The following is a 25926-nucleotide window of genomic DNA, read 5'->3' as shown; positions in this document are numbered from 1 at the left end:
GCCCAGGCGGTATGGTGGCGGCCGCTCGCCCGTTGGAGCCCAGGGCTCGAACGTTCCCGCCCCAGCGTCTGCAGGGGCCCCGGGCGACCGGAGCACCGCCTTCATGTCCCAGCTCGAGCTCTTGCCGCCCGCGTTCCACGCCGGCTCGCCGACCGATGCGGTCGGCACCGCGATCCCCTCCGCCCGCGCCAGCAAGGCAGCCGCCGGCGCCGGCGGGGGTGACGACGACGACGGCCTCCACGAGGGCGACCTCGCCGACGAGACCCGCCGCAAGTACCTCAACTACGCCATCAGCGTGATCACGGCCCGCGCGATCCCCGACGTCCGCGACGGCCTCAAGCCGGTCGCGCGCCGGATCCTCTACACGATGGATCACGAGCTGCACCTGCGGCACGACGGCCGCCACCGCAAGAGCGCGACGGTGGTCGGTGCGGTCATCGGCAAGTACCACCCCCACGGTGACAGCGCGGTCTACGACGCGATGGTCCGGCTCGCGCAGGACTTCGTCATGCGTGCGCCGCTGGTCGACGGCCAGGGCAACTTCGGCTCGATCGACGGCGACGCCCCGGCCGCGTATCGCTACACCGAGGCCAAGCTCACCGCGACCGCCGACCAACTGCTCACCGAGCTGGGCTCGGAGACGGTCGACTACCGCGAGAACTTCGACGGCACCGCCAAGGAGCCGATCGTGCTGCCGGCCCGGTTCCCGCAGCTGCTGGTCAACGGCGGCACCGGCATCGCGGTCGGCATGGCGACCAGCATCCCACCGCACAACCTGGTCGAGGTCATCAAGGCCACCGTCGCGTTGATCGACGAGCCCGACCTCACCGTCCGCAAGCTGCTCAAGCACATCAAGGGCCCCGACTTCCCCACCGGCGGCGACCTGGTGGCGACCAAGGGCGAGCTCGCCGAGATCTACGAGAGCGGCCGCGGCTCGGTGAAGCTGCGCGCGCGCTGGAAGCTCGAGGATGGCAAGCGTGGCCAGCGGTTGGTCATCACCGCGGTGCCCCACGGCGTCGAGAAGGGCGCCATCGTCGAGGAGATCGGGCAGATCATCCTCAACCGCAAGCTGCCGCCGCTCATCGGCATCCAGGATCTCAGCACCACCGACATCCGCGTCGAGCTCGAGCTCGACAAGAAGGCCACCGTCGACCCCGAGCTGGTCATGGCCTACCTGTTCAAGCACACGCGGCTGCAGGTGTCGGTGAAGGTCGATCTGACCGTGCTGGTGCCGACCAGCAACGTCGAGGTCGGTGCGCCCGCACGGCTCGATCTCAAGCAGATCCTCCAGCACTTCATCGACTTCCGCTTCGCGACCGTGCGGCGGCGGCTCGAGTACGACCTGCGGCAGCTGCGGGCGCGCATCCACATCCTCGAGGGCTTCGAGAAGATCTTCGACGACCTCGATCGCGCCATCAAGATCATCCGCGCCAGCGACGGCAAGGCCGACGCCAGCGCCAAGCTGTGCAAGGCCTTCGGGCTCGACGACGTGCAGGCCGACGCGATCCTCGAGACCAAGCTGTATCGCCTGGCCAAGCTCGAGATCCAGAAGATCCGCGAGGAGCTGGCGCAGAAGCGGGCCGAGGCCGCGCGCATCGAGGGCATCCTCAAGAGCAAGGCCAAGTTCCAGGCGCTGGTGAAGGCCGAGCTCGAGGCGGTCGCGGAGCAGTTCGGTGACCCCCGGCGCACCCGCATCAGCGACGACGACGTCACCGAGGAGTTCAGCGCCGAGAGCTTCATCGTCGAGGAGGACGCGGTCGTGCTCGTGACGCGTGACGGCTGGCTGAAGCGCCAGCGCACCATCAACCTCGAGACCACGCGCATGCGCGAGGGCGACGAGCCGCTGGCGCTGGTCGGCGGCTCGACGCGAGAGTGCATCATCTTGCTGACCAACCTCGGCTCGGCCTACGTCACGCGCATCAACGACGTCCCGGCCAGCTCGGGCCACGGCGTGCCGGTGCAGAAGCTGTTCAAGTTCAAGGACGGCGAGCGGGTGATCGCGGCGATGGGCACCGACGCCCGCGTGATGCCGGAGTTCGCCCATCCCAAGCCCGATCTCGGCGACGAGTACGAGGAGCCGTATCCGCACGTGTTGGCGGTCACCAAGCGCGGCATGAGCCTGCGCTTCGCGCTGTGGGGCCACAAGGATCCCAGCACCAGCCGCGGCCGCATGTTCGGCAAGCTCGGCAGCGGCGAGGACGGCAGCGACGAGTTCGTGTCGGCGTTCAAGGTCTACGCCGAGGACGACGTGTGCGCGCTGACCCACGAGGGCCGCGTGCTGTGCTGCAACGCGCAGGACGTCAACCTGCTCTCGGGCGCCGGCAAGGGCGTCATCTTCATGAAGGTCGACAAGGACGACCACGTGGTCGCCGCGTTCCCGTCCAGCACACAGGTCGTGATCGAGAAGTCGTCGGGCGGCAGCCAGAAGCTGAGCGCCGACGACCGCGAGCGGGTCGCACGCGGCGGCAAGGGCCGCCCCGCGTTCAAGCGCGGCACCGTCAAGAAGCTCAAGTTCGATCCACCGAGCGTGCCCAACCTCGGCGGCGAGGGGCAGTAGGGGAGCATCGCCATGGCCAGCAGCGACAAGCACGGCAAGAACGGCACCGGCAAGAAGGGTGGCTACGACGCCTCTTCGATCCAGGTGCTCGAGGGCGTCGATCACGTCCGCAAGCGCCCCGGCATGTACATCGGCGGCGTCAACAAGGAAGGCCTGCACCACCTGGTGTGGGAGATCCTCGACAACGCGGTCGACGAGGTCATCAACGGCCACGCCACCGAGATCACGGTGACGCTCGATGCCGATCACAAGGGCATCACCGTGACCGACAACGGTCGCGGTATCCCGGTGGATCTGCACCCGACGCTCAAGATCCCCGCGATCATCGCGGTCTACACCAAGCTGGGCGCGGGCGGGAAGTTCGACGGTGAGAGCTACAAGCACTCCGGCGGCCTGCACGGCGTCGGTGCGGCGGTCGCCAACGCGCTGTCGGAGAAGCTCACCGCCACGGTGTGGCGCGACGGTGGGCGCTGGCAGGCGGTGTTCGAGCGCGGCGTGCCGCAGGGCAAGCTCGCGAAGCTCGGCGCGTCGCGGGGCTCGGGCACGACCGTGCACCTGCGACCCGATGCGACGATGTTCGACAAGGTGCAGTTCGATCCCGCGATGCTGCGCGATCGACTCGAGGCCAAGAGCTACCTGCACAAGGGCCTCAAGATCATCTTCGTCGATCCCAAGGCCCAAGGCCCCGAGACCTTCCACCACGCCCAGGGCATCGTCGAGTACCTCGGCAAGCTGGTGCAGGTGCGCGGCAAGCCGGCGGTGCACCCCGGGCTGTTCTCGCTCGAGCGCGCCGACGACCCCAAGATCGAGCTCGCGCTGGCGTGGACGGAGTCGACCGAGGACGCGATCTACTCGTTCGTCAACGGCGTGCCGACCCCCGACGGCGGCACCCACGAGCAGGGCCTGCGCAACGCGCTGAACAAGGCCCTGCGCAACTACATGACGACCCACAACCTCGAGCCCAAGGGGCTGACGATCGCGCTCGAGGACATCCGCGAGGGCATGGTCGCGATCCTCTCGACCTACGTGCTCGAGCCACAGTTCCAGAGCCAGACCAAGAACCGCCTCAACAACCCCGAGGTCACCGCGCAGATCGAGACCGCGATCCGTCCGGCGCTCGAGCTGTGGCTGAACGAGAACCGCAGCCGCGCCGAGGGCATCGTCGCGCGCGTGATCGCGTCGGCGCGCGCGCGCGCGGCCTCGCGTGCGGCCAGCCAGAAGGTCTCGCGCAAGACCGCCGGCGGTGTGCGCCTCAACCTGCCGGGCAAACTCGCCGACTGCGGCAGCGACGACCCCCGCAGGAGCGAGCTGTTCATCGTCGAGGGCGACTCCGCCGGTGGCTCGGCCAAGATGGGCCGCGACCGCGAGCACCAGGCGATCCTGCCGCTGCGCGGCAAGGTCCTGAACGCCGAGCAGGCCAGCCTGTCCAAGGTGCTCGAGAACGAAGAGCTCGGCAACGTGGTCAAGGCGCTCGGCTGCGGCATCGGCAAGGAGTTCGAGCTGGAGCGGCTGCGCTACCACAAGATCATCTTGCTGATGGACGCCGACAGCGACGGCCACCACATCGCCACGCTGCTGCTGACCTTCTTCTATCGCTACATGCCGGAGCTCATCCGGCGCGGCCACGTGTTCCTGGCCCAGCCGCCGCTCTACCGCGTCGACATCGGCAAGGACAGCCACTGGGTCTCCGACGATGCTGCGCTGGCGGCGTTGCTGGCCCAGCCCAAGCGCGGCAAGCCCGAGATCCAGCGCTTCAAGGGCCTCGGCGAGATGATGCCGCAGCAGCTCAAGGACACCACGCTCGATCCGCGCAAGCGGCAGCTGGTGCGGGTCGGCATCCGCGACGAGCTCGCCACCGATCGCACCATCAGCGAGCTGATGGGCAAGGACACCCAGGCGCGCTACCAGTTCATCATGGAGCGCGCCGCCGAGGCCGAGGCGCTCGACGTGTGAGGGCGGCCCGTCGGCCGCGCGTCGTCAGACCACGTCGTCGCGCAGCCGCTGGGCCCAGGCGTCGAAGCCGGTGAGGGTGTTCTGCGCCAGGGTGGCGTTCTCGGCCAGCTGCTCGATGTGCTCGCGCAGCATCGCGCGTGCGCGGCCGAGGCGGCTCTTCACGGTGCCGACGGCGATCTCGAGCACGACCGCGATGTCGGCGATCGGCAGCTCCTCCCAGTAGAACAGCTCGACGGTGATCTGGAAGTCGATCGGTAGCCGTCGCAGCGCCAGCAGCAGCAGGCGCTCCGACTCGCGCTGCGCGAGCACGCCGGTCGGCGAGGGCATCGCGGCATCGTCGACGTCGTGCAGCGACAGCTGATCGGGGTCGAAGACCTTGGCCGCGCGGTGCTTCTTGCGCAGGGCCAGCATCAGCTGCTTGCGCGCAATCGCGAGCAGGAAGCCGCGAAACGAGCTCTCACCGCGGAAGCGGTCGGCCGCCTCGACGCAGGCCAGGAACGTGCGCTGGGTGACCTCGTCCACCTCGTCCGGCAGCTTGTTGCGGAAGAAGCGGTAGATCGGCGCGAAGTGTCGCGTCATCAGCGTCTCGGCGGCATCATCGTCGCCGGCCCGCCACGCGCGCAGCAGCTCTTCGTCGCTGGGATCGCCGATGGGCGCGCTACTCACGGCCACGGCAGCTTTTCACGGGCGCGCCGGAACTGCAAACGCCTGCTACCTTTGCCGCGGCTGCAACGCCGCGCGCACCCGCGGGCGTGCTCTCCACGACCACGAACGCTGCGGAACGAGTGCGCGAAACCATGCCCCGACGACCCCACGCGCCCCACCGCGGCGAGCCCACGCTGGTGCTGCGCAAGCCGCTGCGGCGCGCGGTGGCAGCCGGGCATCCGTGGCTGTTCCGCGACGCGCTGCAGGCGTTCGAGGCCGCGCCGGGCGAGCTGGTCACGGTCGTCGACGCTCGCGGTGAGTTCGTCGCACGGGGCTGGGCCGAAGAAGGTCCGATCGCAGTCCGTGTGCTGACGCCCAGCGACGAGCCGGTCGACGACGCGCTGCTGCGGCGCCGCATCGACGACGCCTTGGCGCTGCGGCAGCAGGTGGTCCCGCCCGACACCGATGCGTATCGCCTGCTGCACGGCGAGGGCGATCGCTTGCCGGGCTTCGTGTGTGATCGCTACGGTGCGGTCGCCAGCGTGCAGCTCGACGGCGCCGCGGCGCGCCGTCAGGGCGAGCGGGTGCTGGCGCTGCTGCGGCCCGCGCTCGAGCGGGTGGGCGTGCACGCCTGCATCGTGCGCGAGGGTCGACGCGGCGAGCGAACCACGACGCTGGCGTGGGGCGAGGCACCGCCGTCGCCGATGCGCGTACGCGAGTGCGGCATGGCGCTCGCGGTCGATCTGTTTGCAGGTCAGAAGACCGGCCTGTTCCTCGATCACCGACAGGCGCGCGCCCGCGTGCGCAGCCTTGCGCAGGGCCTACGGGTGCTCGATCTCTACGCCTACGTCGGTGGCTTCTCGGCCGCGGCGGGGCTGGGCGGTGCGGCGGCGGTCGACACCGTCGACGTCGCGCCGGCCGCGATCGCACTGTCGGCGCAGACCTGGTCGGCCAATGATCTGCCGCCCGAGCGCCGCAGCGGGCACGCCCGCGACGTGCCCGAGTTCCTCGCCGAGGCCCGTGCCGCGCGGCGCCGCTGGCAGCTGGTGGTCGCCGACCCGCCGAGCTTCGCGCCACGCGAGTCGAGCAAGGAGGTCGCGCTCACGGCCTACGCCCAGCTGTTCGCCGCGTCGATGGGCGTGCTCGAGCCGGGGGGACTCTTGCTCGCGGCGTCGTGCTCGAGCCACGTGCGCATGTCCGACTTCGAGGCGACCCTCGTCGCGGCGGCGTCGAAGGCTCGGCGCGTGGTGCAGGTGCTCGAGCGCTGGGGCGCGCCGGCCGATCATCCGCGGCTGCTGGCGTTCCCCGAGGGCGACTACCTCAAGGTCGTGCTCGCGCGCGTGTTCGTCGACGCGCGTTAGCAGGCTTCGTCGGTCGTCACGGGCACTGCCCGGGGCCGTAGACGTGGCACACGCCGCCGCCGCAGGTGTTGCACTCACCGCCGCAGTCGGTGCCCGCGGGATCCGAGGCATTGCAGCTGTCGCTGGCCTCGTTGCAGCTCTCGCTGCAGTCGGGGTCGCCATCGGGGCCGGGGCACGGTGAGCCGGTGCCGACGCAGATCCCCGCGGCGTTGCAGCGATCGGTCGCGGTGCAGAACGCGGCGTCGTTGCAGGGCGAGTTCACCGGGTCGTGGGCGTTGCAGCTGTCGGTAGCCTCGTTGCACGACTCGTTGCAGTTGTTGTCGCCGTCGGCCCCCGGGCACGGGGAGCCGGTGCCCCCGCAGCTGCCAGCGCCGTTGCAGGCATCGACCAGCGTGCAGTAGAGGCCGTCGTTGCAGGTGGTGCCGGCATCGGCGGGGCTGAATCCACAGACGTGATCGACGCATGTCGCGACCATGCATGCCGCTGCGGCCGGGCACTGCGTCGCAACGTTGCACGCCACGCAGGCCCCGTCGCCGTCGCACACGCCACCGTCGCACGGTGTGTCGGCGGCACGCGGCACCACGCCGCAGACGCCCGCCACACAGGTGAGCTCGAGGCAGGGGGCGTCACTCGTCCCGCAGTCCGCGGCGACCGAGCAGCCCACGCATGCGCCGGCGCCATCGCAGCTGCCGGCGGCGCAGGGCTCGTCGGCGGCGACCGGAGGATTCGCGCCGACGCCGGCCTCGCAGCGGTCGTCGGTGCACTCGAGGCCGTCGATGGGCACGTCGGCATCATCGAACTCGGCGACGCTCTGCCCGAGTCCATCGCACACGACGCGCTGGCAGTCGCCGGCGGTCTGCTGCGAAGGGGGCACCGGCTCACCGGCGTCGGCGAGCTCGAACAGGCACGTCCCGTCGGCGCAGCGCCGCGTCCCGCAGTCGCCCGACGGCGGCAGGGCTTCGCAGTCGGTGACATCGTCGCAGGCGCAGCCCGGCGCGTCGGCGGGGGCGTGGGTGCAGCTGCCGGCCTCGCAGCGGTCCTCGGAGCACGGGCTCTGATCGTCGCAGTCGGTGTCGACGGTGCAACCCCGCGGATCCGGGCCGCCGCCGCCGCTACTCGACGTGCTCGGGTCGACGCCGCCGCTCGACGTGCCCCCGTCGCCGCTGCTCGACGTGCTGGCTTCGCCGCCGCCCGACGATGCCGCGTCGAGCGAGGTCGTGCTGCCCGTCGACGTGCCGCCGGTGCCACTCGCGTTGATCTTTGCGAGGTCCGGACGCTGGTAGCAGGCGAGCACCGTCGCGACGAATAGCGATGACGACAGGTGGCGAAGGGGACGCAGCGACGACGATGTCACGCCTCGAACTACGGCGCCCGGCCGCGAAGGATCACTCCTGGCCCGTCGATTTCCCCGTCGGTCAGGACGTCGCAGGTGGCCGCGACCTGTTGCGACGCCGGCAGCTCGCGGCAACGCGCGCGACCGAGCTCGAGCGTCATGGCCGCGTCGTCGTCGCGTCCGCGTCGGCGCAGCGCGTCGGCGAGTTCGCGGTGCGCACGGACGCCGCTGCGTCCGATCGGCGCGCGGCTGCCCGCCTCGAGGCCTGCGCGCAACGTGTCGATGCCGTCGTCGATGCGGTCGACGCCCACGAACGCGCTGCCGAGCACCTGCAGGTAGGCGACATCCTGCCGGCTGGCGGTGGGGGAGGCGCGCTTCCAGGTGGCCCATCCGCGCTGCGCGGCCAGCAAGGCCGCGTCGTGGCGTCCGACGCGGCCCAGGTGCACCGCGAGGTTCTTCTGCAGCATCGCGACATCGGGGTGGTCGCTGCCGTAGCCCGCCTCGGCGACCTCGAGGGCGATCTGGGCCATGCGGGCGGCGCCCTGCAGATCGCCGACGGCGGCGGCGACCGACGCCCGCTCACCCAGCGCGAGTACTTCGTACGACCACAGGTCGATGTGCCGCGCGTCGTCGATGACGCGGTCGAGGGCCGCCGCCGCGCGGGCGGGATCGCCGGCGGCGCGCCACGCCTGCGCGAGGGCGAAGCGCGTCGCGACGATCGTCGGACTGGTCGACGCCGCGGTCATCGAGCGCACGTGCAGCAGATCCTCGAGCACGGCGACGCCGCGCTCGACGTCGCCGTGCTCGAGCAGGAGGCGGCCCATGAGGTAGGCCACGTCGCCGCTGGCGGGGTGCCAGCGTCCGAGCCCGGCGCGCGCGATACCGTCGGCGCGCCGCGTGAGCGCCAGCGCGGCGTCGATCTCGTCGCGCTGCCAGTCGATGCGGGCGAGGTCGAGCAGCGCGGCGACGGTGTCGGCGCAGCCGTCCGGACAGCGCCGCTCGGCGTCGGCGAGCGCTGCGGCGGCGAAACCCTGCGCGCGCGAGAGATCGTTGCGTCCGAACGCGATCGCGAAGCCGATTCCGAATCGCGGGTCGGCGTGGTCGCGGTGGTCGTCGTGATCGCGGCTGTCGGCCTCGCGCAGCCATCGCTCGGCCTGCTCGAGCTCGAGGGTCTGCGTGGCGTGGAACAGCGCGAGATCCAGCGCGGTGCGGGTTGCCAGCGCGTCGAGTCCGTGGGTGATCGCCAGCGCGTGGGCGTGCTCGAGCAGCGCGGCACCGCTGCCGTCGTCGACGACCGTGGCGGCCCGGCCGAGCTCGGCCTCGACGGTGGCCAGCAGGGGGCCATCGCCGATGGCCGCCGCGCGGTCGCGCAGTCGCATCAGCGGCTCGACGCCGGTGCGCCCGAGCTCGAGCTCGACGCGCGCGATGTCGAGTTCGGCTTCGATGGCGTCGACCGCGGTGGCGTCGTCGGGTGATCGTGTCACCGTCTCGTCGAGGTCGTCGCAGTTCCCGATGTCAGGCCACTGCAGCACCCACGCGCGCGCGGCCGCGGCCTCGCGGGCACCGGCGTCCCGCAGCGCCGCGACAGTGGCGGCGAAGCGCCGCCGCTGGGATCGCGCGCAGCGCTCCTGGCCGAGGTCGGCGTCGATCGGGGTGGCCTCGCACCGTTGCCGCGCGCCGTCGACCCACGCGGTGGCGTGCCGGTCGAGCCGTTCGAGCACGGCGTCGGCATCGGCCGCGAGCTCGGATGACACCGCAGTCATCGCAGTGCGGATCGCAGCGGCATCCTCGGGACCCCATGGAAGATCGTCGACGCCGATGCGAGCACAGGGATCGTCGCCACGGGTGGCCACGAGCAGCGCCGTCGCGAGCACGCCGACGCCGGCGATTCGCCAGGGGTGTCGACCCTGTGGGCGGGTGAGCGCGCGCGCGAGCGCGTCGAGATCGTCGTGGCGTCGGCGCGGGTCGGTGTCGAGCCCCCGCGCGAGCGCGGCGGCGACCGAACGCGGCAGCGTGTCGGGTGAGTGGGGCGGCTGGCCCCACGCCGACGGCGCGTGAAACGGCAGCTGCCCCACCAGCGCCTCGTACAGCGACGCGCACAACGCCCACTGATCGCTGCGGGCATCCGGCGGCGCGCCGAAGAACAGCTCGGGGGCCATGTAGGCCGGCGTCCCGGCGATGCCCCGCGGCGTGGTCTCGGCCGGGGTCGTGTCGCCCTCGACATCGAGCATCGGCAGCGTGTCGCGTCCCATCACGCGCGCAAGCCCGAAGTCGAGCACGCGCACGTGACCACGCCCGTCGATCATCGCGTTGTCGGCCTTGAAGTCGCCGTGCACGATCCCTGCGCGGTGGGCCGCCGCGAGCCCACGGGCCGCCTGCGCGTAGGCAGCCACGACCTCGGCGGTGCGTGGGGCTCGGGTCGCGACCCACGTGCGAAGGTTGCAGCCGTCCAGCAGCTCCATCGCGATGAAGGCCCGGCGTGCGCCGGCGCTGCCGATCGCGTGGCCGACCTCGAAGATCCGCACGATGTGATCGTGCGCGACGGCGGCCGCGGCCCGAGCCTCGTCGAGGATGCGCTGTCGACGGTGGGGGTCCTCGGCGCCGTCGAAGGTCAGCAGCTTGAGCGCCACGCGACGTCGGAGTCGGACGTCGCGCGCGACGAACACGGTGGCCATGCCACCGCGTCCGAGCGGCCGCTCGACCACGTAGTGGCCGAATGTTGGTGGCTGCACCGGATCGCCGAACAGCGTCCCGCGGATGCGCGAGCGCATCAGCGCCCCCTCGAGCGCGTCGCACACCACCGCCGGCGTCGCGCCGGCGGTGGTCTCGCGGGTGGCCGCCTCGGCGAGCACGCGCTCGAGCATGGGAACGGGGCCGGGCATGCGCAGGCTCTGTGCGCATGCTACGGCGCCGGGCGGGATTCGATCACTGCAGGAGCCTGATAAGCTGTCGCCGGTGGCGAGTGACGGCGAGCTGCTCGAGGCCTGGCGCGCCGGCGATCGCGGCGCCGGCAGCGAACTCTTCGATCGCCACTTCGAGGCCGTGCGCCGCTTCTTCGCCAGCAAGATCGACGACGATCACGAGGAGCTGGTCCAGCAGACCTTCGTCGCCTGCGTCGGCGCCAAGGACCGAGTGGACCCGTCGCAGGGATTCCGCGGCTATCTCTTCGCGGTCGCGCGCAGCAAGCTGATCGATCGGCTGCGCGTGCGCCAGCGCCGGGGCGCAGCCCTCGATCCGGAGGTCGATTCGGTGGCCGCCGCCGGGCTCAGCCCCAGCGCGGCCCTGGGCCGCACGCGCGAGCACGAGCTCCTCCTGCAGGCGCTACGGCGGATCCCCCTCGATCTGCAGATCGCCCTCGAGCTGTACTACTTCGAGGGGTTGCACGCGCCCGAACTCGCCGCCGCCCTCGCGATCCCCCTCGGCACCGTGCGCAGCCGCTTGCGTCGGGGGCTGGAGCAGGTGCGCCTGCAGCTGGACCACCTCGCGAGCACGCCCGAGCTGCGCCGCTCGACCTCGATGCAGCTCGACGAGTGGGCCGAGCAGGTCCAGGCGATGTTCGCCGACGAGCGCTGACGTCCGCGCGCGTCGGGCACTACTCGTCGCGGTTGACGTCGCGCAGCGCGTCGTCGTAGAGCCGCTTGAGGCCGGTGTCGGCGTCGGCGACCGGCAACGTCCGCAGCACACGGCGCTTGCCAGTGTCGCGCTTGCTCGCGTTGGCGTCGGCGTCGGCGTCGGACGCCGTGTTGACCGGGCGCCGCTTCACCGACTTGAGCAGCTCTTCGACGCGTCGACGCTTCATGTCGAGCAACGACTCGCCCGGCGGTGGCGGTGGCTCGATCGGCAGCGACGCGGCGATGGTTCCCGGTCCGGCGGCGGGGGCCACGGGCGCGGCGATCTCGTCGGGCCCGCGCGGCGCGGCCACGGGGACACCGACGCTCGCAGGGCCCAGCAGCGCGGTCGGATCGAAGGCGCCGGCGTCGAGCTCGAGCGCGTCGTCGTCGGGCGGCATCGGCAGATTGGGCACCGCATCGACCGTCGCCACCGCCGCGACGAACGGCGCGTCGGAGACGCCCTCGTCGGGATCGATGCCCGCTGCGGGTCCGCCGAACACCGGCGCCGACATCAGGTGGGCGGGCGCCGGCGTCGGTCGACGCGGTGGCACGACCGCCTGCGGCGCCATGACCTCGACCGCAGGCTTGGACACCGCGCGGGCGAGGAACGGGTCCTCGGCGATCGCGTCGACGGGCAGCGCGGCGGCGCCCGCCAACGTGAACGCGCCGATCGTCAGTGGGGCACCACAGGGCTCGCGCGCGATCGACTCCACCTCGAGCGGCTCGAGGTGCACCGGGAAGCGCGGCCACGCATCGGCCTCGACCCGATTGGCGCGATCGTCCTGCACGTAGTGTTGGTAGGGGTCCTCGAGCTCGCCGCCCTGCGCCGGGTCGAAGGGCGCGTGGGCGTGGGTGGGGAACTCGACGGCCGCGTTCGCGAGCGCGTCGCTGGTGACCCCGGCGGCCCGTGCCGCCGCGAAGATCTCGTCCATGTGCACGCGCACGGTGTCGCCGTGGGGCTCCTTGGCGTCGACCAGCGTGGCGCCCATGTCCATCTCGGCGGTCGCGTCGCTGCGATCGGGCGGCTGCGGCTCGAGCGGGAACGTGGCCGCGGCCTGGGCCGCGAGCTCGGGGCCGAAGATCTGCGTCGGCACGTCGTCGAGCTCGCCGAACTGTGCGACGGCGCCGAGTCGCGACAGGTCGGGCACGGGACGATCGCGCTGCTGCGCCGCCTCGTAGAGCGCGTCGAGCATGTCGACCGCGAGGCAGCGATCGACGAAGGATGCCAGGCGCTGCTGCGACTGGGGCTCGAGCTCGACGAAGCGCAGGCCCCAGGTCCAGCGCTCGTCGTTGCCCGCCGTCCACGCGACCTCGGCCCAGGTTCCGAGCGGCTCGCCATCGAGGTGGAGCACCAGGCCCAGCCGCTCGCCGAGCTGCGCCTGCCAGTTCGTCTCGACCGCGACGCCGCCGATGCTGAGGTCGAGCGCGCGCAGCCGCAGCTCGTGACCCGACCATGCTGCGACCGCGTCACCGGCCCAGTCGATCCGCGGCTGTTGTCGACGGTCGAAGCTCGTCATCCAAGTCCGAAAGCGCCCCCGCGCTCCACCCCTGCTCCGAAAGGGTAACCACTTCGTCCAGCGACCGACACGCCCCCCAACGTACCCGCCGTTCCCACGCTCGCGCGCCGCATTCTCGCGGATCGCTCCAACCTGGGGGATCGGCACCACGGGTCCCCGACCGACGACCCGCGGGGGCTCGACGTCAGCCAGCCGCCGGCGGCACCGAGAGGATCCGAACCCCCGAGCCGCCCGCGAACGCGTAGCCCACCGCCTCGTCGATGCCGTACACCGTCACGTCGGCGGGGGCCTCGGCCTCGAGGGTGTGGGCGCCCGCGGACAACGGCAGCTGCGCGTAGCGATGCTGCACGCCATCGACGATGCCGAGCGCGGCGAACGACGCGGCCTCGATGGGCTCGCCGTCGAGGCGCACCGCGCCCTCGCCCGGCACCACGACGGTGATGAAGTTGGCCGCGTAGCCCTCGGGCACCACGAACAGCGAGCGCGGCTCGTGTTGCCCGAGCGGCGTCACGATCACCATCGCAGGGTCGCCGGCACCGCCGTCCCCGAGCGCGCTGTTGCTGAGGGTGAAGCGCGTGATCTCGAAGGCGTCGTCGCGATCGTCGGCGAACACCGTGAAGGGCACGGCGGTGGTGAACGCGAAGGTCTCACCGGGCGCGAGCTCGTCGGGCGCACCGTCGGGGCGCGCGGGGCAGTACGACAGCGTGCTGCCGCGCTCGCCCGCCGCGAAGCGGTAGACCGCCGGCGCGTCGCCAGAACCCTCGGGGTGCGGCGGTGGTGCGACCGCGTAGCGGCTGCCCCACGCGGTCGCGGGGAGCAGCTGGTGCTCGAGGTGGTCGGCGCAGCAGCCGTCGATCTCGGCCGGGATCGCGGTCGCGACGTTGCCGGCGAACACCGCCACCGGTGCGCTGGCGTGCACGGTCGTGCCGGAGAGGTTGCCGCCACCGCCGGTGCCCACGTCGGACACGATGGTCGCGACCTGGCCGCGGTCGAGCACCAGCGGTGAGACCAGGTTGCCGACCAAAGCCGCACTGGCGTCGATCTCGATCTCGGTGTCGTCGACGATCGCGACCACCGTGACGAACGCGCCTGCATTGACCGGCGCGGGATCGGTGGCACTCATCCCCAGCAGCACGCCGTCGGCCGTGGTCGCGACGTAGTCGGTGCCGAGCGCCTGCTCCGGCAGCAGCAGCGACGCGTCGTTCGAGTACACCTCGAGCACGTTGCCGGCGGGGTTGAACTGATAGGCGGCGATCGGCACGTCGCTCTCGATGCGCAGCGCCGCGAGCCCCGCGCTCGAGCTACCCGCGGGGATGTTGTGGCTGCCGAGCGCGAGCGTGGTGGTCTCGGTCGGTGCGACGGTGGCGCTCGCGAGCACCTCGGTGTCGTCGCCGAGGAAGATCTCGACGTGGGCGTCCTCGAGCGCAGAGACGTTGGCGATCACGACCGCGAAGGGCTGATCGGCCGCTGGCGGCGACATCGGGGTGCCGCGCTCGTCGTTGGGGAGATCCACCGCCCAGAAGCGACAGCCCAGGTTCGACGGCGCGTGCTCGACGTCGTCGCACGACAGTCCGAAGCCGATGTTGCCGTCGGGGCCGCCGACGTCGAACTTGAAGCCGCCATCGCCGTCGGACGCGCCCGCGGTCGTGTCCGCGCCATCGCCGGGCACGGCGACCGCGCATGGATCGGGCGCGGGGTCGATGCTCGCGCCCGTGCTCGAGCCGCTGCCGCCGGTCGCTGCACCGAGGCTGTCGATCGGCGGCGGTCCGAAGCCGGGCTCCGGCGTGCATGCGCAGCAGCATGCACAGGCGACCACCGCGTGCACGCGCGCCGCCCGACGGCCGAGCCGAGTCGAACCACGCACCACATCCGATCGGTAACACGCGCGCGCGTCGGCGGCCACCGCCCGACGCGGCCCGCATCGGAGCGCAGCCGCATGGGGGTGCAGCGGGGGCGGGGCAGCGCAGGGCAGGGCAGCGCGGCGCGACGCGGCGACTTCTGGCTCCGCGCGGGCGTGCGAGCCAAAGTCCCCTCGCCGTTACCCTCGCCCGCACCGCGAGGGGCCTGGCGACGGCCCCCGCGAGCGGGCTCCGCTTGGCGTATGCTGGACTGCGATGGCCGCCCGCCAAGCCCTGCTCGAAGCTGCGACATCCTATCTCCGCTCGCACCCCGAAGAGGTCGTCCGCGTGATGCGAAACGCGATCGGCCTGCGCTTCGGCATGCCCATCGCGGGGCTGCGCTTCCTGGCCGGCCGCGGCGGTGACGGCGGCCCCAAGGACGTCGAGATCGATCCCGATCCGCCGGGCATCCGCGTGGCGGCGACGCTCGACCTCATGGGCACGACCGTGCGCGCATCGACCTCGATCTTCATCGAGCGCATCCGGCTCTCCGCCGAGGAGCTGCGACTCGAGGTCCGCCTCGAGGGCACCACGCTGCGCGTGCTCGGCGACGCGCAGTCGCCGGTCGCGGCGCTCATCAAGTCGGGCGCGCTCGATCTGACCAAGAGCGGCAACCTGGCAGCGCACCTGCCCAAGCTCAACCGCCTGCTCGGCGAGTCGACCGGCAACCGCCTGGTGATCGACCTGATGAAGCACCCGAAGATCGGCAAGAACAAGGCGATCCGCCGCGCGCTCGGGTTGGTGTCCTCGTTCGTGACCGTGCACGGCGTGGAGTCCGACGACGGTCACCTCGACGTGCTGCTGCGAGCGTTCCCCAACGGCTTCGGTGGTGCGGTGCGGGCGGTCCGCGACCACCTCTTCACCGATGGCCCGCCGTGGATCCGCGGCATGCTGCCGGGGCGCCGCAGCGAGGCCCGCGCGGGCTACTGACGCACCGCGCCTACTTCGGCAGCTTGGCGACGCTGGGCCCGTAGACGCCGGTCTTGGGCAGGCACAGCACCGGCAGCCGCATCGACGAGCTGAGGAAGCCGCCGGGGTTGGCGTAGCAACCGGTGCGGAAGCTGCCGTCGGCGAGGCGCTCGAGGTACGAGCCCTGCGACGCGGGGCAGTCGCGGCCCTGGTCGTCGTACCACGCGGCCCGATCGCTGCCGAGCACGCCCTCGGCGCTGACCGGCGCCGCGACCTCGGGGTTGCGCTCGATCGCAAACCACAACCGATTGGCCTCGGTCGCGTTCGGCACCCGCCAGCCTGCGGGGCACGCCGCCGCGGCGTCGCCGAACTTCACCGCGTCGCTCGACTGCGCGTAGAAGACCGGCCGCACGCGGGCCTGCGCGTACTCGGCGATGCGTGCGAGCACCTGGGCGCCGCCGTCGGTCTGCGCCGGCGTGACCGCGCAGTCCGAGAAGTCGGTGAACTCGGCGCGGGTCCAGCACGGCTGCACCGCGGCCGCGAGCGCGCGCGTGACCTCGCCGCCGCTGGGCTCGAAGACGTCGGCCCAGTCGCTGGCATGCACCACGAACTCGTCGTAGGTGAAATCGTCACGCAGGCTGGCGCTCACGTCGTAGATGCCGAAGTCGAACGGCCGCTCCGACTCGACCAGCGCGCCGACCTCGTCGGCATGGATCGCGACGGCGGCATCGTAGAGCGCGGCGTACTGCTCGAGCGTCGCGTTGGCCCCGTCGGCCGCGCGCGACACCGCCACCATCTGGTCGACGATGGCGGGCTCGCTGGGGAAGTTGCCGGTGCGCTGGAACTGCTGGCGAAGGATGCCCATCGGCACCGCCGCGCGGGCACCGTTGGCGAGGTAGCCGCGGGCCTTCTCGCCGCCGCAGGTGCCGGGGCCGAAGCTGCCCTGGTCGTGGCACTCGTCCTGCGCGACCGAGGCGCGCAGCTGCTTGCCGGCCTCGGCCGCGACCGCGAAGGCGTCGCCATCGAGCTTCGACAGCGCCGACAGATCGACCTGCGGCACGAAGCCGCGGGTGTCGACCGAGACCCGCACCTGCGCCGACTCGTCGGCCAGCGCGCTGGCAAACTTGCCCCCGAGGTTGGCGTCGATCGCCGCAGGCCCGGCCTTGATGCCGGTGGCTTCGAGCTTGGTCTGCAGCTCGAGCTTCTTCTCCAGCGAGTCGGCCTCGATCTGGATCAGCATCACCAGCTCGGCGCCGTGGGCGACGCCGGCGATGTAGTCGGTGCCGCACTCGCGGTGGAAGCGGGCCGGATCGCTGCGCAGGGTCGCGAGCGCGGCGTCGGTCAGGACGTGGTTCTGCTGGTTGATGACGGTGTACACGTGTCGCGAGCGCAGCAGGATCGACACCGTGCGATCCGACGCGCGGTAGCTGCGATGCACGCCGAGCTCGCCACCGCCGCTCAAGGGCCCCAGCTTGAGCTTGGCCTGCGCGTCGATGTCGAGGGTCTGCTCGAGCTGCTTGCGGCTGGTGATGTACTGCAGCTCGGTGGTGATGAGGTCCCCGCCGGCGCGGAAGTCCGCGAACGCCAGACCGCCGTCCTCGGGCACCACGCAGTTGCGGCGGATCGCGGCGTCGACCACATGGTTGTAGCCGTCGAAGACCTGCGCGCTGGGATCCCGCGTGGCCGTGAGGCTCACACCGATCTCGTCGCGCTTGCTGCCCCAGTCGGGGAATTCGATGTCGCCCATCTCGCGGCCGCCGTCGTCGTCGACGCAGGCGGGCAGGAGCAGGGTGGTGGCGAGCGCGGTGACGAGGTGGCGTTGCATGGTTCGGGTCGCGGGGGCCGGGCGACGCAGTTGCACGAAGGCGCCGAGACCATCGCGTCTGCGCGATCCCTCGACGACGTCGTCACCGCCCGGCCACGAGGTTGTGACGCGGGCTCGCGAGGTTCCGCGCGGTCGGCGACCGCTACAGCGTTCGATGCATCGGCGCGGGCTGCCGCGGGAACCTGCGCGCCGCGACGTGGCTGGTACACTGCCGGCGTGCTGCTGTTCAAACGGCCGTTCTGGCAGGGGCTGCAGGACGGCAGCGTGACCTTGACGTTCCGTCGCTGGGCCAGTGCGCGGGTGCGCGTGGGCGGCCGCTACCGCTGTCACCCGATCGGCGTGCTCGAGGTCGACGACGTGCGACGGGTCACGGTGGCGTCGATCTCCGAGGAGGACGCGCGCAAGGCCGGCTTCGACGACCGCGCGGGCCTGGTCGCGTACCTGGGCGAGCTCGGGCCGCTCGAGGCGCAGACCGAGGTGTGGCGCGTCGCGTTGCACCACGGCGGCGATGGGGATCGGGTCGAGCTCGCGCTCGAGGATCAGCTCGGGCCCGACGACGTCGCGGCGATCACCGCCAAGCTCGCCCGCATGGATCGCGACGGCGCGTGGACGGCCGCGACGCTGGCGATCATCGGCGCGCATCCGCAGGTGGCGGCCAGTCGGTTGGCCGCGAAGCTCGGCCGCGAGACGGCGCCGTTCAAGGTCGACGTCCGCAAGCTGAAGAAGCTCGGCCTCACCCAGAGCTTCGAGGTGGGCTACGAGATCTCACCGCGCGGTCGGGCCTACCTCGCCGCGACCGCGACCGCGGCGACGACGACCGCGCCCGCCGCGAAGCGACGCGGCGCGGGGCGGCGATCGTAGTCGCCGGTCGTCGACGTCGCGCCGATCAGCTCGGGATGCCGCAGACCCCGACGTCCTCGTAGCCGGGCGGGGCCTGGCCCTCCTCGAAGAACGCCAGACACTCGGCCTCGATGCCGATGGCGTTGGCGCAGTCCATGCTCGCGCCCGCGTCGGTGACGTCGCAGAACGGCGTGCAACACCCGATCGAGCCGTTGCAGTTGGGCACCAGCGCCGCGTCCGCGCACATCAGGCCGGGGTCGCAGACGTTGATGTACTCGCACGCATCGCCCGCGCCGCCGAAGTCGTCGCTCGAGTCGACCACGCACACGAAGGTGTCGTTGCTCGGGATGCACTCGTCGCCCTCCGCGCAGTCCTGCAGCAGCGGATCGCACGAGGGCAGGCACAGGATCAGCACGCCGCCGTTCTCGATCGTGCACTGCGTGGTCGGGTCGGCGCACACCGGCATGTCGGGGCTGCCGGTGCAGAAGGCGACGCAGGTGCCCTGGTTCGTCTCGGGATCGACGGCCCAGCACATCGCGCCCACATCGCAGTCGTCGATGCCCGACACGCCCGAGCCCTCGACGGTGCACGCATCACCGACCGCGGCGGGGGTCGGATCCAGCGGTGTGCAGGTCAGCGCGTTCCAGCTGTTGCCGCCATCGTTGGCCCACGGCATGCACTTCTCGCCGTCCGGGCAGTCTTGCTCCCACGGGCTGCACTCGAACTGCAACGGCACGTCCGGATCTTCGATGAAGCCGATGCTGGGGTCGGTGCCGCTACTCGACTCGGCGGCCACGCCCGACGACGAGCCGCCACTCGAGCCCGAGCCGCTGCTCGATGCCTCGGCGCCGCCCGAGCTCGAGCCCGAGCCGCTCTCCGAGCCGCTGCCGGTGCCCGTGCTCGACTCGGAGCTGTCGCCCGAGCTGCTCGAGCTGCCGCCGGTCGAACCACTCGACGAGCTCGAGCCACTGTCGGTCACCGTGGTGCTCGGGTCGGGATCGGTCGAGCTGCCCGAGCTGCTCGCCGTCTCGGTGGGGTCGGTCTCGCTGGCGGTGGCCTGCACCCCGCCGTCGTCACCGCCACAGCCACCCATCATCGCGCCGCTCGCCATCACCGCGAGCCATGCCCGTGTCACACCGCGTTTCACGTCTGCACTTCCCATGTCCATCCACCTTCCATCGGTTGCGGCCGTCGATCGCCATCCGTCGCGAGCCTCGCGACACCATCGTTCGACGAACTGTCATGAGCATGTCGCGGCGATCCGCCCGCGGTCAACCCACGAGGGACGAACTCGCGCGATCGATCGAAGGGCCAGCCGTCGCGCGCACGACGGCGGACCACGTGGCCGCTCGACGGCAGTGCCGCCGAACGCAGGCCGCTTCACTCGATGATCACGCGGTCACCTGCGCCACGGCCGAAGACCTCGGGGTGATACATCTCCTCGGCCTTGGCCGGCGGCACCACGAAGCGACCCGGTGTGGTCGCCCGCGCGACGTAGTCGTAGTCGTGCACGCCCTCCCACAGCAGCGAGCTGAAGGCCTCGGCCCGCTCGTCGCGGAGGTTCTGGTGCTCGTACCAGGTCCGTGCCCACCACCACCAGCCGCCGCCGCCCTCGTCCTTCGGATCGGTCGGCAGCGCGCCGGATGCCGCGAACGCCGGGTTGACGATCTCGAAGCCGGCCGGCATCGGATCGACCAGCGCGACGTGATAGCGGCGGGCCTCGTTGACCATCGTCACGCGCACGCGGACCCGGGCGCCGGCCTTGATGTGCCAGCTGCCGTCGGCGTCGCGGCGCACGTCGCCGGGATCGTCGACCGCCTCGTAGACCCGCTGCACCGCGAAGCCGGCGTCGAACGGCGGCAACGTCAGGTCGCGCGGGGCGTAGCGCATGCCGACGCGGTAGTAGAGCCGACCGGGGCCGGACTTCTGTAGCGTGAGGTCGGCGCTGGCGTGCTTGGGATCCTGCAGCCACGCCATCGGCACGTCGATCTGGCTGGTCTCGGTGCTGCGGCCGTGGAACGCGTGCTGGCCCGCGAAGCGGGGGCCCAGCCACGCCTTCGCCACGAAGTCCGGGGTCGCGGACTCGAAGGTGTCGAAGTAGCGATCGAGGGCGACCAGCACGAAGCCGTTCTCCTGCGTGCTCGACCAGCGGCCGGCCACGCGATGATCGAGCAGGCCACGCACCAGCTTGGGGATGAGGTCGTGCTTCGGCGCGGTGCGGATCAGTGCCTCGAGCACGAGCGCGTCGACCCGGCGATCGGAGTGCAGCAGCAGGTGATCGCCGTCGGTGTAGTGGGTCGTGAAGTGGGCGTCGGCGGCGGTCTCGCTGACCGCGTTCTCGAGCGCGCGCATCATCGCCGCCACGGTCTTGCTGCGCCCGGGATCGCCCGCGACGGTCGGCAGCAGCCACGCGATCGCCTCGAGCGGCAACTTGTCGGCGCCGACCTCGTCGACCAGCTTCATGGCCTTGCCGACGTCGGGCTTGCCGCCGAGTTCGAGCACGTAGAGCGCATAGGCGCGGATCGTGCGACGCACCTCCACCGGGTAGTCGCTGGGTAGGTGGCGCTCGATGTCGGCGACGTACTCGCGGGCGGCGGTGAGCATCTTCGACGGCACGGTGAAGCCGCCCAGGCGCGCGCGCTCGAGGGTGTGCGTGACGTGCACGCTGAGGAACGGCCACGACGGCCAGCCGCGGCCCCAGAACGAGAAACCGCCGTCGTCGGTCTGCAGCTGCGCGAGCCGGGTGAGGTCCTGCTTCACCGCGGCGACCAGGGTCGTGGCGTCGGGCAGGCCCTCGGCGTGGAACGCCGACAGCACGTCCTTCAGCGATGCGATCGCGAGCACGCGGGTGGCGATCTGCTCCGAACACTCGAAGGGATACGTCACCAGGTAGAGCACCGCGTCGGTCAACGCCGCGACCGCGGTCGACGTGGTGCTGATCTCGAGCCCGCCGAATTGCGGGAACACGCCGGGCGGCGCCGCCACCGGCTGCAGCACCGCACCCGCGTCGAGCTCGCCGTAGGTGGCGAAGGCCTCGGTGGTCGCGGGCGTCCACACCGGCAGCGCCAGCTCGGCGGCGTCGGCGAAGCCCTCGCCCTTGCCCCGCGGGGTCGCGGCGGCGAACTGGAACCGCGCGGTGCCGGCGAACGCGGCCTTGGTCGGGAATCGCACCTCGACGCGGTCGTTGGCGGGCACCTCGATGCGTCGGCCCTGGCCCTTGGTGAGCTCGGCGTTGCGGGCTCGCACCGCGACGTCGACCTGCAGCGGTGCATCGGTCTGGTTCTGTACCACCACCGGCAGCTCGAGTTCGTCGCCGAAGTTGAGGAAGCGCGGCGCCGACGGTCGCACCATCAAGGGCAGGCGCGCCGTGATGCTCGACTCGCCGGCGCCGAAGTGACGATCACCGGCGACCGCGACCGCCATGATGCGGTAGCGCGTGAGGTTGTCGGGCAGCGTCAGCGGCACGTTCGCGCGGCCCTGGGTGTCGGTCGCGACCGACGCCGAGAACAGCGCGAGCGCGTCGAAGTTGCTGCGCATCGCGATCGCCGGACCTGGGGCGGGCGACTGCTTCGACACCACCGCCGTGGTCGTCGGCGAGGGCTCGGCCGGTGGCGCCGCAGGCATCGCAGCATCGGCGCCCTCGGCCATGCGAGAGGCGCCGCGACTGGCACCGCCCACGGCACCGCCGCCACCGGGGGCGCCGTTGCCCTGGACCCTCACGTCGGCGGTCGACGCCAGTAGCACCTGCGCGCGCAGGTAGTGATCGCGCACGCCCGGATCGCGGGCGGGATAGAAGCTCGCGAGCGGATCGTCGAGGCGGTAGCCGCCGAGCGCGAGCACCGACTCGTCGACCACGACCAGCGCGACCTCGGCATCTGCCACCGGCTTGCCGGCGCTGTCTTGCACCTCGACGCGGACCTCGGTCTTGCCGCCGGGGGCCAGCTTCGGGGTCGCAGGGGCGACGGCCACCGCCAGCGTGCGCTGCCGCGGCGGGATCGACAGCGACACGTTGCCGCTGGCAAAGGCCACGCGCTTGGCCAGCTTCGGACTGGGCTTGCCGTCGTCGCCGCGGCGCACCGCAGCGCCCACGAGGTCGACCTGCACGGTCACACCCGGTGCCCATGCAGCGTCGATCGGAACCTCGATCACCGTCGCGGTGCCGTCGAGCGTGACCCGGCGGGCCTCGAGCAGGCCCGCGCGCCGCAGCGTCACCAGGCCCTGCGCGCCGGGCCACGGTGCCGACACGGCGATCTTCGCGGTGTCGCCGGCGGCGTACTGCTCGCGATCGGGGATGAGCAGCACCTGCTCCTGGCTGACATCGCGTGGCGCCGGCAGATCACCGCCGGCGACCCACAGCTCGATCTGCGTGCGATTGCTGCGGCCCTTGGCGTCCTTGGTGGTGGCGACCAATCGCCAGCTGCCGCCCTTGGCGACTGGGATGCTGCAGCGCACCGCGGTGGCCTCGGCCTTGCGGCTGCAGGTCTGCGGATCGACCTCGACCTCGACCGACTCGCCGCGCCGCTGCTGCCAGTCGAGCCGCGCCGCGTGCACGTCGATCGGCACACCGACCACCGGCTTGCCGTCGATGTCGACCGCGATCAGATCGAGCTCGATCGACTCGCCCTGCTGCACGAAGGCGCGATCGGTGCGCACGCCGACGTAGACCTGCGACGGGTGCACGACCGTGCTGGTGCTGCCGCTCCAGGCCTGGCGGTTGACGTCGGTGACGGTCGCCTCGGCGGTGAGCTGCATCGGTCGCGCCGGTGTGATCGCATCGAAGTCCATGCGCAGGCGGTGCTCGCCGCCGCCGTTGGTCTGCGCCGCAAACGCGACGGTCTTGGGCTGCTCGGCGGGATCGGGCCGCCACCCGCCCCAGCCGCGCCAGAAGCACCACCACGGGATCACGGTGCCGAACGTGAAGCCGTCGTGGCCCGGCGGTTGGTAGTGGCCGGGGCTGCTGGTGACGTTCCACTGCACCTGCGCGCCGGGCAGCGGCCCGCCGGCGTAGTACTTCGCGGCCACCGTCGCGACCGTGTGGGTGCCGACCACGTGCGGCCCCTCGTCGAGCCGCGCCGTGACCTCGTACTCGGGGCGACGGAACTCCTGCACGTCGAAGCCGTGCCAGTACTCGCGCGACTCGAGCTTGCCGCTGGCGACCAGGCGCAGGCTCGCGCCGCCGGTGTTCATGGTCTTGGGCAGCTCGAACGCGGTGTCGAAGGCGCCGTGGGCGTTGAGCTTCAGCGTGCCCTTGCGGACCTCGTTGCCGACCGCGTCGGTGAGTGTGAACGACACCTCGCGCACGCTGCCGTCGACGCCGCGCAGATCGCCCTGCTTGCCGGGGTCGAGCACGCGCAGCCAGCCCTTGACGTGCACCGTCTCGCCCGGGCGGTACAGGTGGCGGTCGTCGAACACGTACCAGTGCAGCTGCGGCTCGCGACGCTGCTGCTTCCAGCTGCCGTCGGTCTGCCACCACCAGATGTTCTCCGGCAGCAGCGCGACATCGTCACCCCGGCGCGCGACGATCATCGGGGTCGCGGTGGTCGGTAGCGGTAGCGTGGCGAGGCCGTCCTTGCCGGTGGCCGCGGTGAGCTTGGTCGACTGCAGCTCGATGGCGACATCGGCCAGCGGCGCGCCGTCTTGCAGCGCGCTGGCCCACACCAGCATCGACGCGTCGTCGACGTGGGCCGACAACCCGATGCGCGTCGACTGCACCCACGCGACCACGCGCTGCTGCATCCACGGCTCCTTGGGCGCCTTGGTCGGCTCGATCACCACCACCACGTGGCCGAGGCCACCGCGCAGCGCGGGCGACAGGTCGACCGCGGTCTCGACGATCGCGTCGGGGTCGCGCGTGGGCCTGAGCTCGGTGTCGATGACCTTCTTGCCAGGTGCCTTCAGGTCGCGGCTGTCGCGGCCGAGGGACTCGATCATCTTCCAGTAGGCCGGCAGATCCGCGGGCGTCACCGCGAACGCACGCACCCGCAGCTCGCGCTGGTTGACCGAGAACACCGAGAAGCGCGGGCCCGCGGCGGGGTCGAGCACGACCATGCCGTTGCCCTGCGCCCACAACGACTCGGGCGCGTCGGTGACGCGGAAGTCGAGCGTCGCGGGCTTGGCCAGGCGCTGGCCGAAGCGATCGGCGACGCGATCGCCCACCGTCAGCGTGTACTTGGTGCGGCCCTTGGTGGCGCCCGACACCTGCATGCTGTCGCCCCACACCTCGATGTGCAGGTTGTCGATCGCGGGCTCGACGGTGACCATCGCGGGGTCGAAGTGCTCGACGTCGATGGGGTTGCTGAAGCGCACCGACCACGGCGTGCCCGGCGGACACTGGCCGTTCCACCCGCACTCGTGGGCCACGACCTTCATCGCCCCGAAGGTGCGGAACTCCTGGGTGTGCACCGCCTTGGTGGTGCGCGGGCCCTCGGCCGAGGGCGTGCCGGGGCCGATGCTCAGGCGCACGCGGCTATCGCCGGGCAGCGCGACGTTCGGCACCACCGCGACCCAGCGGCCTTCGTGGGCCTGCTGCGACAGCGCGCGCACGGTCTCGTCGGCGGCGATCTCGTCGGCACGGGCGACGCGCACGCCGATGTCGCGGGCGCGGCCCGACGTCAACGAAATGTGCTTCGCGACCGCGGCGGGTGAGACCGCCTGATCGAACTCGACGAAGATCACCGGCTGGCGCGGCACCGCGTCGTGCTGCGGCCACACGTTCTTCACCACCGGGGCCGGCGTCGCGAAGGCGAACCGGCTGCCCTTGGCGAGCGTGCCGCCGGTGGCCGAGCGAATGCCCTTGGGGATCGCGACCTCGTAGGTGGTCGCCATCGGCAGGCGCTCGGCGTCGGGCTCGAACACCAAGGTCTTGGCGCCGACCCAGCGCCACTTGCCGGGGGGCTGCGGTGTGAGCGTGACCGGCACGTCGCGGGCGGCGAGCGCATCGATCGAGGTGATCGGCACCATCGGCTGATCGAAGCTCACCGACACCTGCGGCACGATCGGCACCTCGCCGTCGGGGGCGTGGCGCAGCACGGTCGGGGCCGCAGCGACCTTGGGCTTGGGCGCCGCCGTGGTGGGCTTGGGCGGGAAGCTGGCGAGCACGGTGGCGCCGGTCTTCGGCGGCGGCTTGCTGCCCTCGCGCAGCGCGAAATCCTGCTCGTCGCCCGGGCTCGCCGGCAGCTTGGGCAGCCGCGCGAGCACGGCGTCGGTGGTGGCGGTGTCGAGCACGGTCGCGGCCGCCAGCGGTGGCCGCGTCGCGCCGCCGCGATCGGCGTCGGCGTTCGAGAGCCGCAGCTCGAGTCCGACCGACGGCGGTGGCGTCACGGTTGGCGTCGATGGATCGCTCATGCCCAGCGGACCCTGCTTGGGGTTGCGGCACGCGACCGCGGTGAAGACGGTGAAGACGACCAGGACCAGGGCACGGGAACGCAGCACGGACATGGACAGGCCTCTCGCCGATGGCGGCGGCCGAAGCTACCAC

The 25926-nt window shown here is 71.9% G+C and carries 14 protein-coding genes; 6 read left to right on the top strand and 8 right to left on the bottom strand.

Features of this window, described 5'->3' with window-relative positions:
• Positions 1-103 precede the first annotated feature (103 nt).
• On the top strand, positions 104-2557 hold the full coding sequence (locus IPH07_08965) for a DNA topoisomerase IV subunit A (GenBank protein ID MBK6917516.1): 2454 nt from the start codon (positions 104-106) through the stop codon (positions 2555-2557).
• 12 nt (positions 2558-2569) lie between these two features.
• Entirely contained in the window at positions 2570-4510 is a 1941-nt protein-coding gene (locus tag IPH07_08960; protein MBK6917515.1) for a type IIA DNA topoisomerase subunit B, read from the top strand.
• A 24-nt stretch (positions 4511-4534) separates the two neighbouring features.
• Here the strand turns inward: IPH07_08960 and IPH07_08955 are convergent, their stop codons facing one another.
• Positions 4535-5176 (bottom strand): RNA polymerase sigma factor, encoded by a 642-nt coding sequence (locus IPH07_08955; GenBank protein ID MBK6917514.1) that lies wholly within the window; start codon positions 5174-5176, stop codon positions 4535-4537.
• Between the two features lie 131 nt (positions 5177-5307).
• Between IPH07_08955 and IPH07_08950 the strand changes: the two genes are divergently transcribed.
• Positions 5308-6516, top strand: a complete 1209-nt coding sequence (locus IPH07_08950) for a class I SAM-dependent rRNA methyltransferase (GenBank protein MBK6917513.1) — start codon at positions 5308-5310, stop codon at positions 6514-6516.
• A 16-nt stretch (positions 6517-6532) separates the two neighbouring features.
• On the opposite strand, the gene IPH07_08945 is transcribed toward IPH07_08950, so the two are convergent.
• Both IPH07_08945 and IPH07_08940 read right to left on the bottom strand, forming a co-directional pair.
• Positions 6533-7810: a hypothetical protein gene (locus tag IPH07_08945; GenBank protein MBK6917512.1), complete on the bottom strand. Its 1278-nt coding sequence runs from the start codon at positions 7808-7810 to the stop codon at positions 6533-6535.
• A gap of 68 nt (positions 7811-7878) precedes the next feature.
• Complete coding sequence (locus IPH07_08940) at positions 7879-10713, bottom strand: serine/threonine protein kinase (GenBank protein MBK6917511.1); 2835 nt, start codon at positions 10711-10713, stop codon at positions 7879-7881.
• Positions 10714-10804: 91 nt separating this feature from the next.
• Between IPH07_08940 and IPH07_08935 the strand changes: the two genes are divergently transcribed.
• Positions 10805-11422, top strand: a complete 618-nt coding sequence (locus IPH07_08935) for a sigma-70 family RNA polymerase sigma factor (GenBank protein MBK6917510.1) — start codon at positions 10805-10807, stop codon at positions 11420-11422.
• A gap of 19 nt (positions 11423-11441) precedes the next feature.
• Here IPH07_08935 and IPH07_08930 read toward each other — a convergent pair whose 3' ends face one another.
• Together IPH07_08930 and IPH07_08925 are read right to left on the bottom strand one after the other, a co-directional pair.
• A complete protein-coding gene (locus IPH07_08930) occupies positions 11442-12977 on the bottom strand; it encodes a PilZ domain-containing protein (protein MBK6917509.1) in 1536 nt (511 codons plus the stop codon).
• Between the two features lie 184 nt (positions 12978-13161).
• A complete protein-coding gene (locus IPH07_08925) occupies positions 13162-14841 on the bottom strand; it encodes an IgGFc-binding protein (protein ID MBK6917508.1) in 1680 nt (559 codons plus the stop codon).
• 250 nt (positions 14842-15091) lie between these two features.
• Between IPH07_08925 and IPH07_08920 the strand changes: the two genes are divergently transcribed.
• Positions 15092-15805 carry a hypothetical protein gene (locus IPH07_08920; GenBank protein ID MBK6917507.1) on the top strand — a complete coding sequence of 238 codons (714 nt, stop codon included), beginning with the start codon at positions 15092-15094 and terminating at the stop codon, positions 15803-15805.
• Positions 15806-15815: 10 nt separating this feature from the next.
• Here IPH07_08920 and IPH07_08915 read toward each other — a convergent pair whose 3' ends face one another.
• Entirely contained in the window at positions 15816-17609 is a 1794-nt protein-coding gene (locus tag IPH07_08915; GenBank protein ID MBK6917506.1) for a hypothetical protein, read from the bottom strand.
• A 216-nt stretch (positions 17610-17825) separates the two neighbouring features.
• On the opposite strand from IPH07_08915, the gene IPH07_08910 reads away from it, so the two are divergent.
• Positions 17826-18470 (top strand): hypothetical protein, encoded by a 645-nt coding sequence (locus tag IPH07_08910; GenBank protein ID MBK6917505.1) that lies wholly within the window; start codon positions 17826-17828, stop codon positions 18468-18470.
• A 25-nt stretch (positions 18471-18495) separates the two neighbouring features.
• Here IPH07_08910 and IPH07_08905 read toward each other — a convergent pair whose 3' ends face one another.
• Both IPH07_08905 and IPH07_08900 read right to left on the bottom strand, forming a co-directional pair.
• Complete coding sequence (locus IPH07_08905) at positions 18496-19611, bottom strand: hypothetical protein (GenBank protein ID MBK6917504.1); 1116 nt, start codon at positions 19609-19611, stop codon at positions 18496-18498.
• Positions 19612-19829: 218 nt separating this feature from the next.
• Complete coding sequence (locus IPH07_08900) at positions 19830-25886, bottom strand: hypothetical protein (protein MBK6917503.1); 6057 nt, start codon at positions 25884-25886, stop codon at positions 19830-19832.
• Positions 25887-25926: the final 40 nt, after the last annotated feature.

Source organism: Deltaproteobacteria bacterium (genome assembly GCA_016709225.1).
In the GTDB taxonomy this organism is placed as follows: domain Bacteria; phylum Myxococcota_A; class Polyangia; order Nannocystales; family Nannocystaceae; genus Xiheibacterium; species Xiheibacterium phototrophicum.
The sequence above is the reverse complement of the archived record's forward strand: the minus strand, read 5'-3'. Positions and strand labels throughout refer to the sequence as shown.

What these genes read in the sequence shown, in the direction of transcription:
- IPH07_08965 (MBK6917516.1), top strand. Translation starts at nt 104, where the DNA reads ATGTCCCAGCTCGAGCTCTTGCCGCCCGCGTTCCACGCCGGCTCGCCG.
- IPH07_08960 (MBK6917515.1), top strand. Translation starts at nt 2,570, where the DNA reads ATGGCCAGCAGCGACAAGCACGGCAAGAACGGCACCGGCAAGAAGGGT.
- IPH07_08950 (MBK6917513.1), top strand. Translation starts at nt 5,308, where the DNA reads ATGCCCCGACGACCCCACGCGCCCCACCGCGGCGAGCCCACGCTGGTG.
- IPH07_08940 (MBK6917511.1), bottom strand. Translation starts at nt 10,713, where the DNA reads ATGCTCGAGCGCGTGCTCGCCGAGGCGGCCACCCGCGAGACCACCGCC.
- IPH07_08930 (MBK6917509.1), bottom strand. Translation starts at nt 12,977, where the DNA reads ATGACGAGCTTCGACCGTCGACAACAGCCGCGGATCGACTGGGCCGGT.
- IPH07_08920 (MBK6917507.1), top strand. Translation starts at nt 15,092, where the DNA reads ATGGCCGCCCGCCAAGCCCTGCTCGAAGCTGCGACATCCTATCTCCGC.
- IPH07_08915 (MBK6917506.1), bottom strand. Translation starts at nt 17,609, where the DNA reads ATGCAACGCCACCTCGTCACCGCGCTCGCCACCACCCTGCTCCTGCCC.
- IPH07_08905 (MBK6917504.1), bottom strand. Translation starts at nt 19,611, where the DNA reads ATGGGAAGTGCAGACGTGAAACGCGGTGTGACACGGGCATGGCTCGCG.
- IPH07_08900 (MBK6917503.1), bottom strand. Translation starts at nt 25,886, where the DNA reads ATGTCCGTGCTGCGTTCCCGTGCCCTGGTCCTGGTCGTCTTCACCGTC.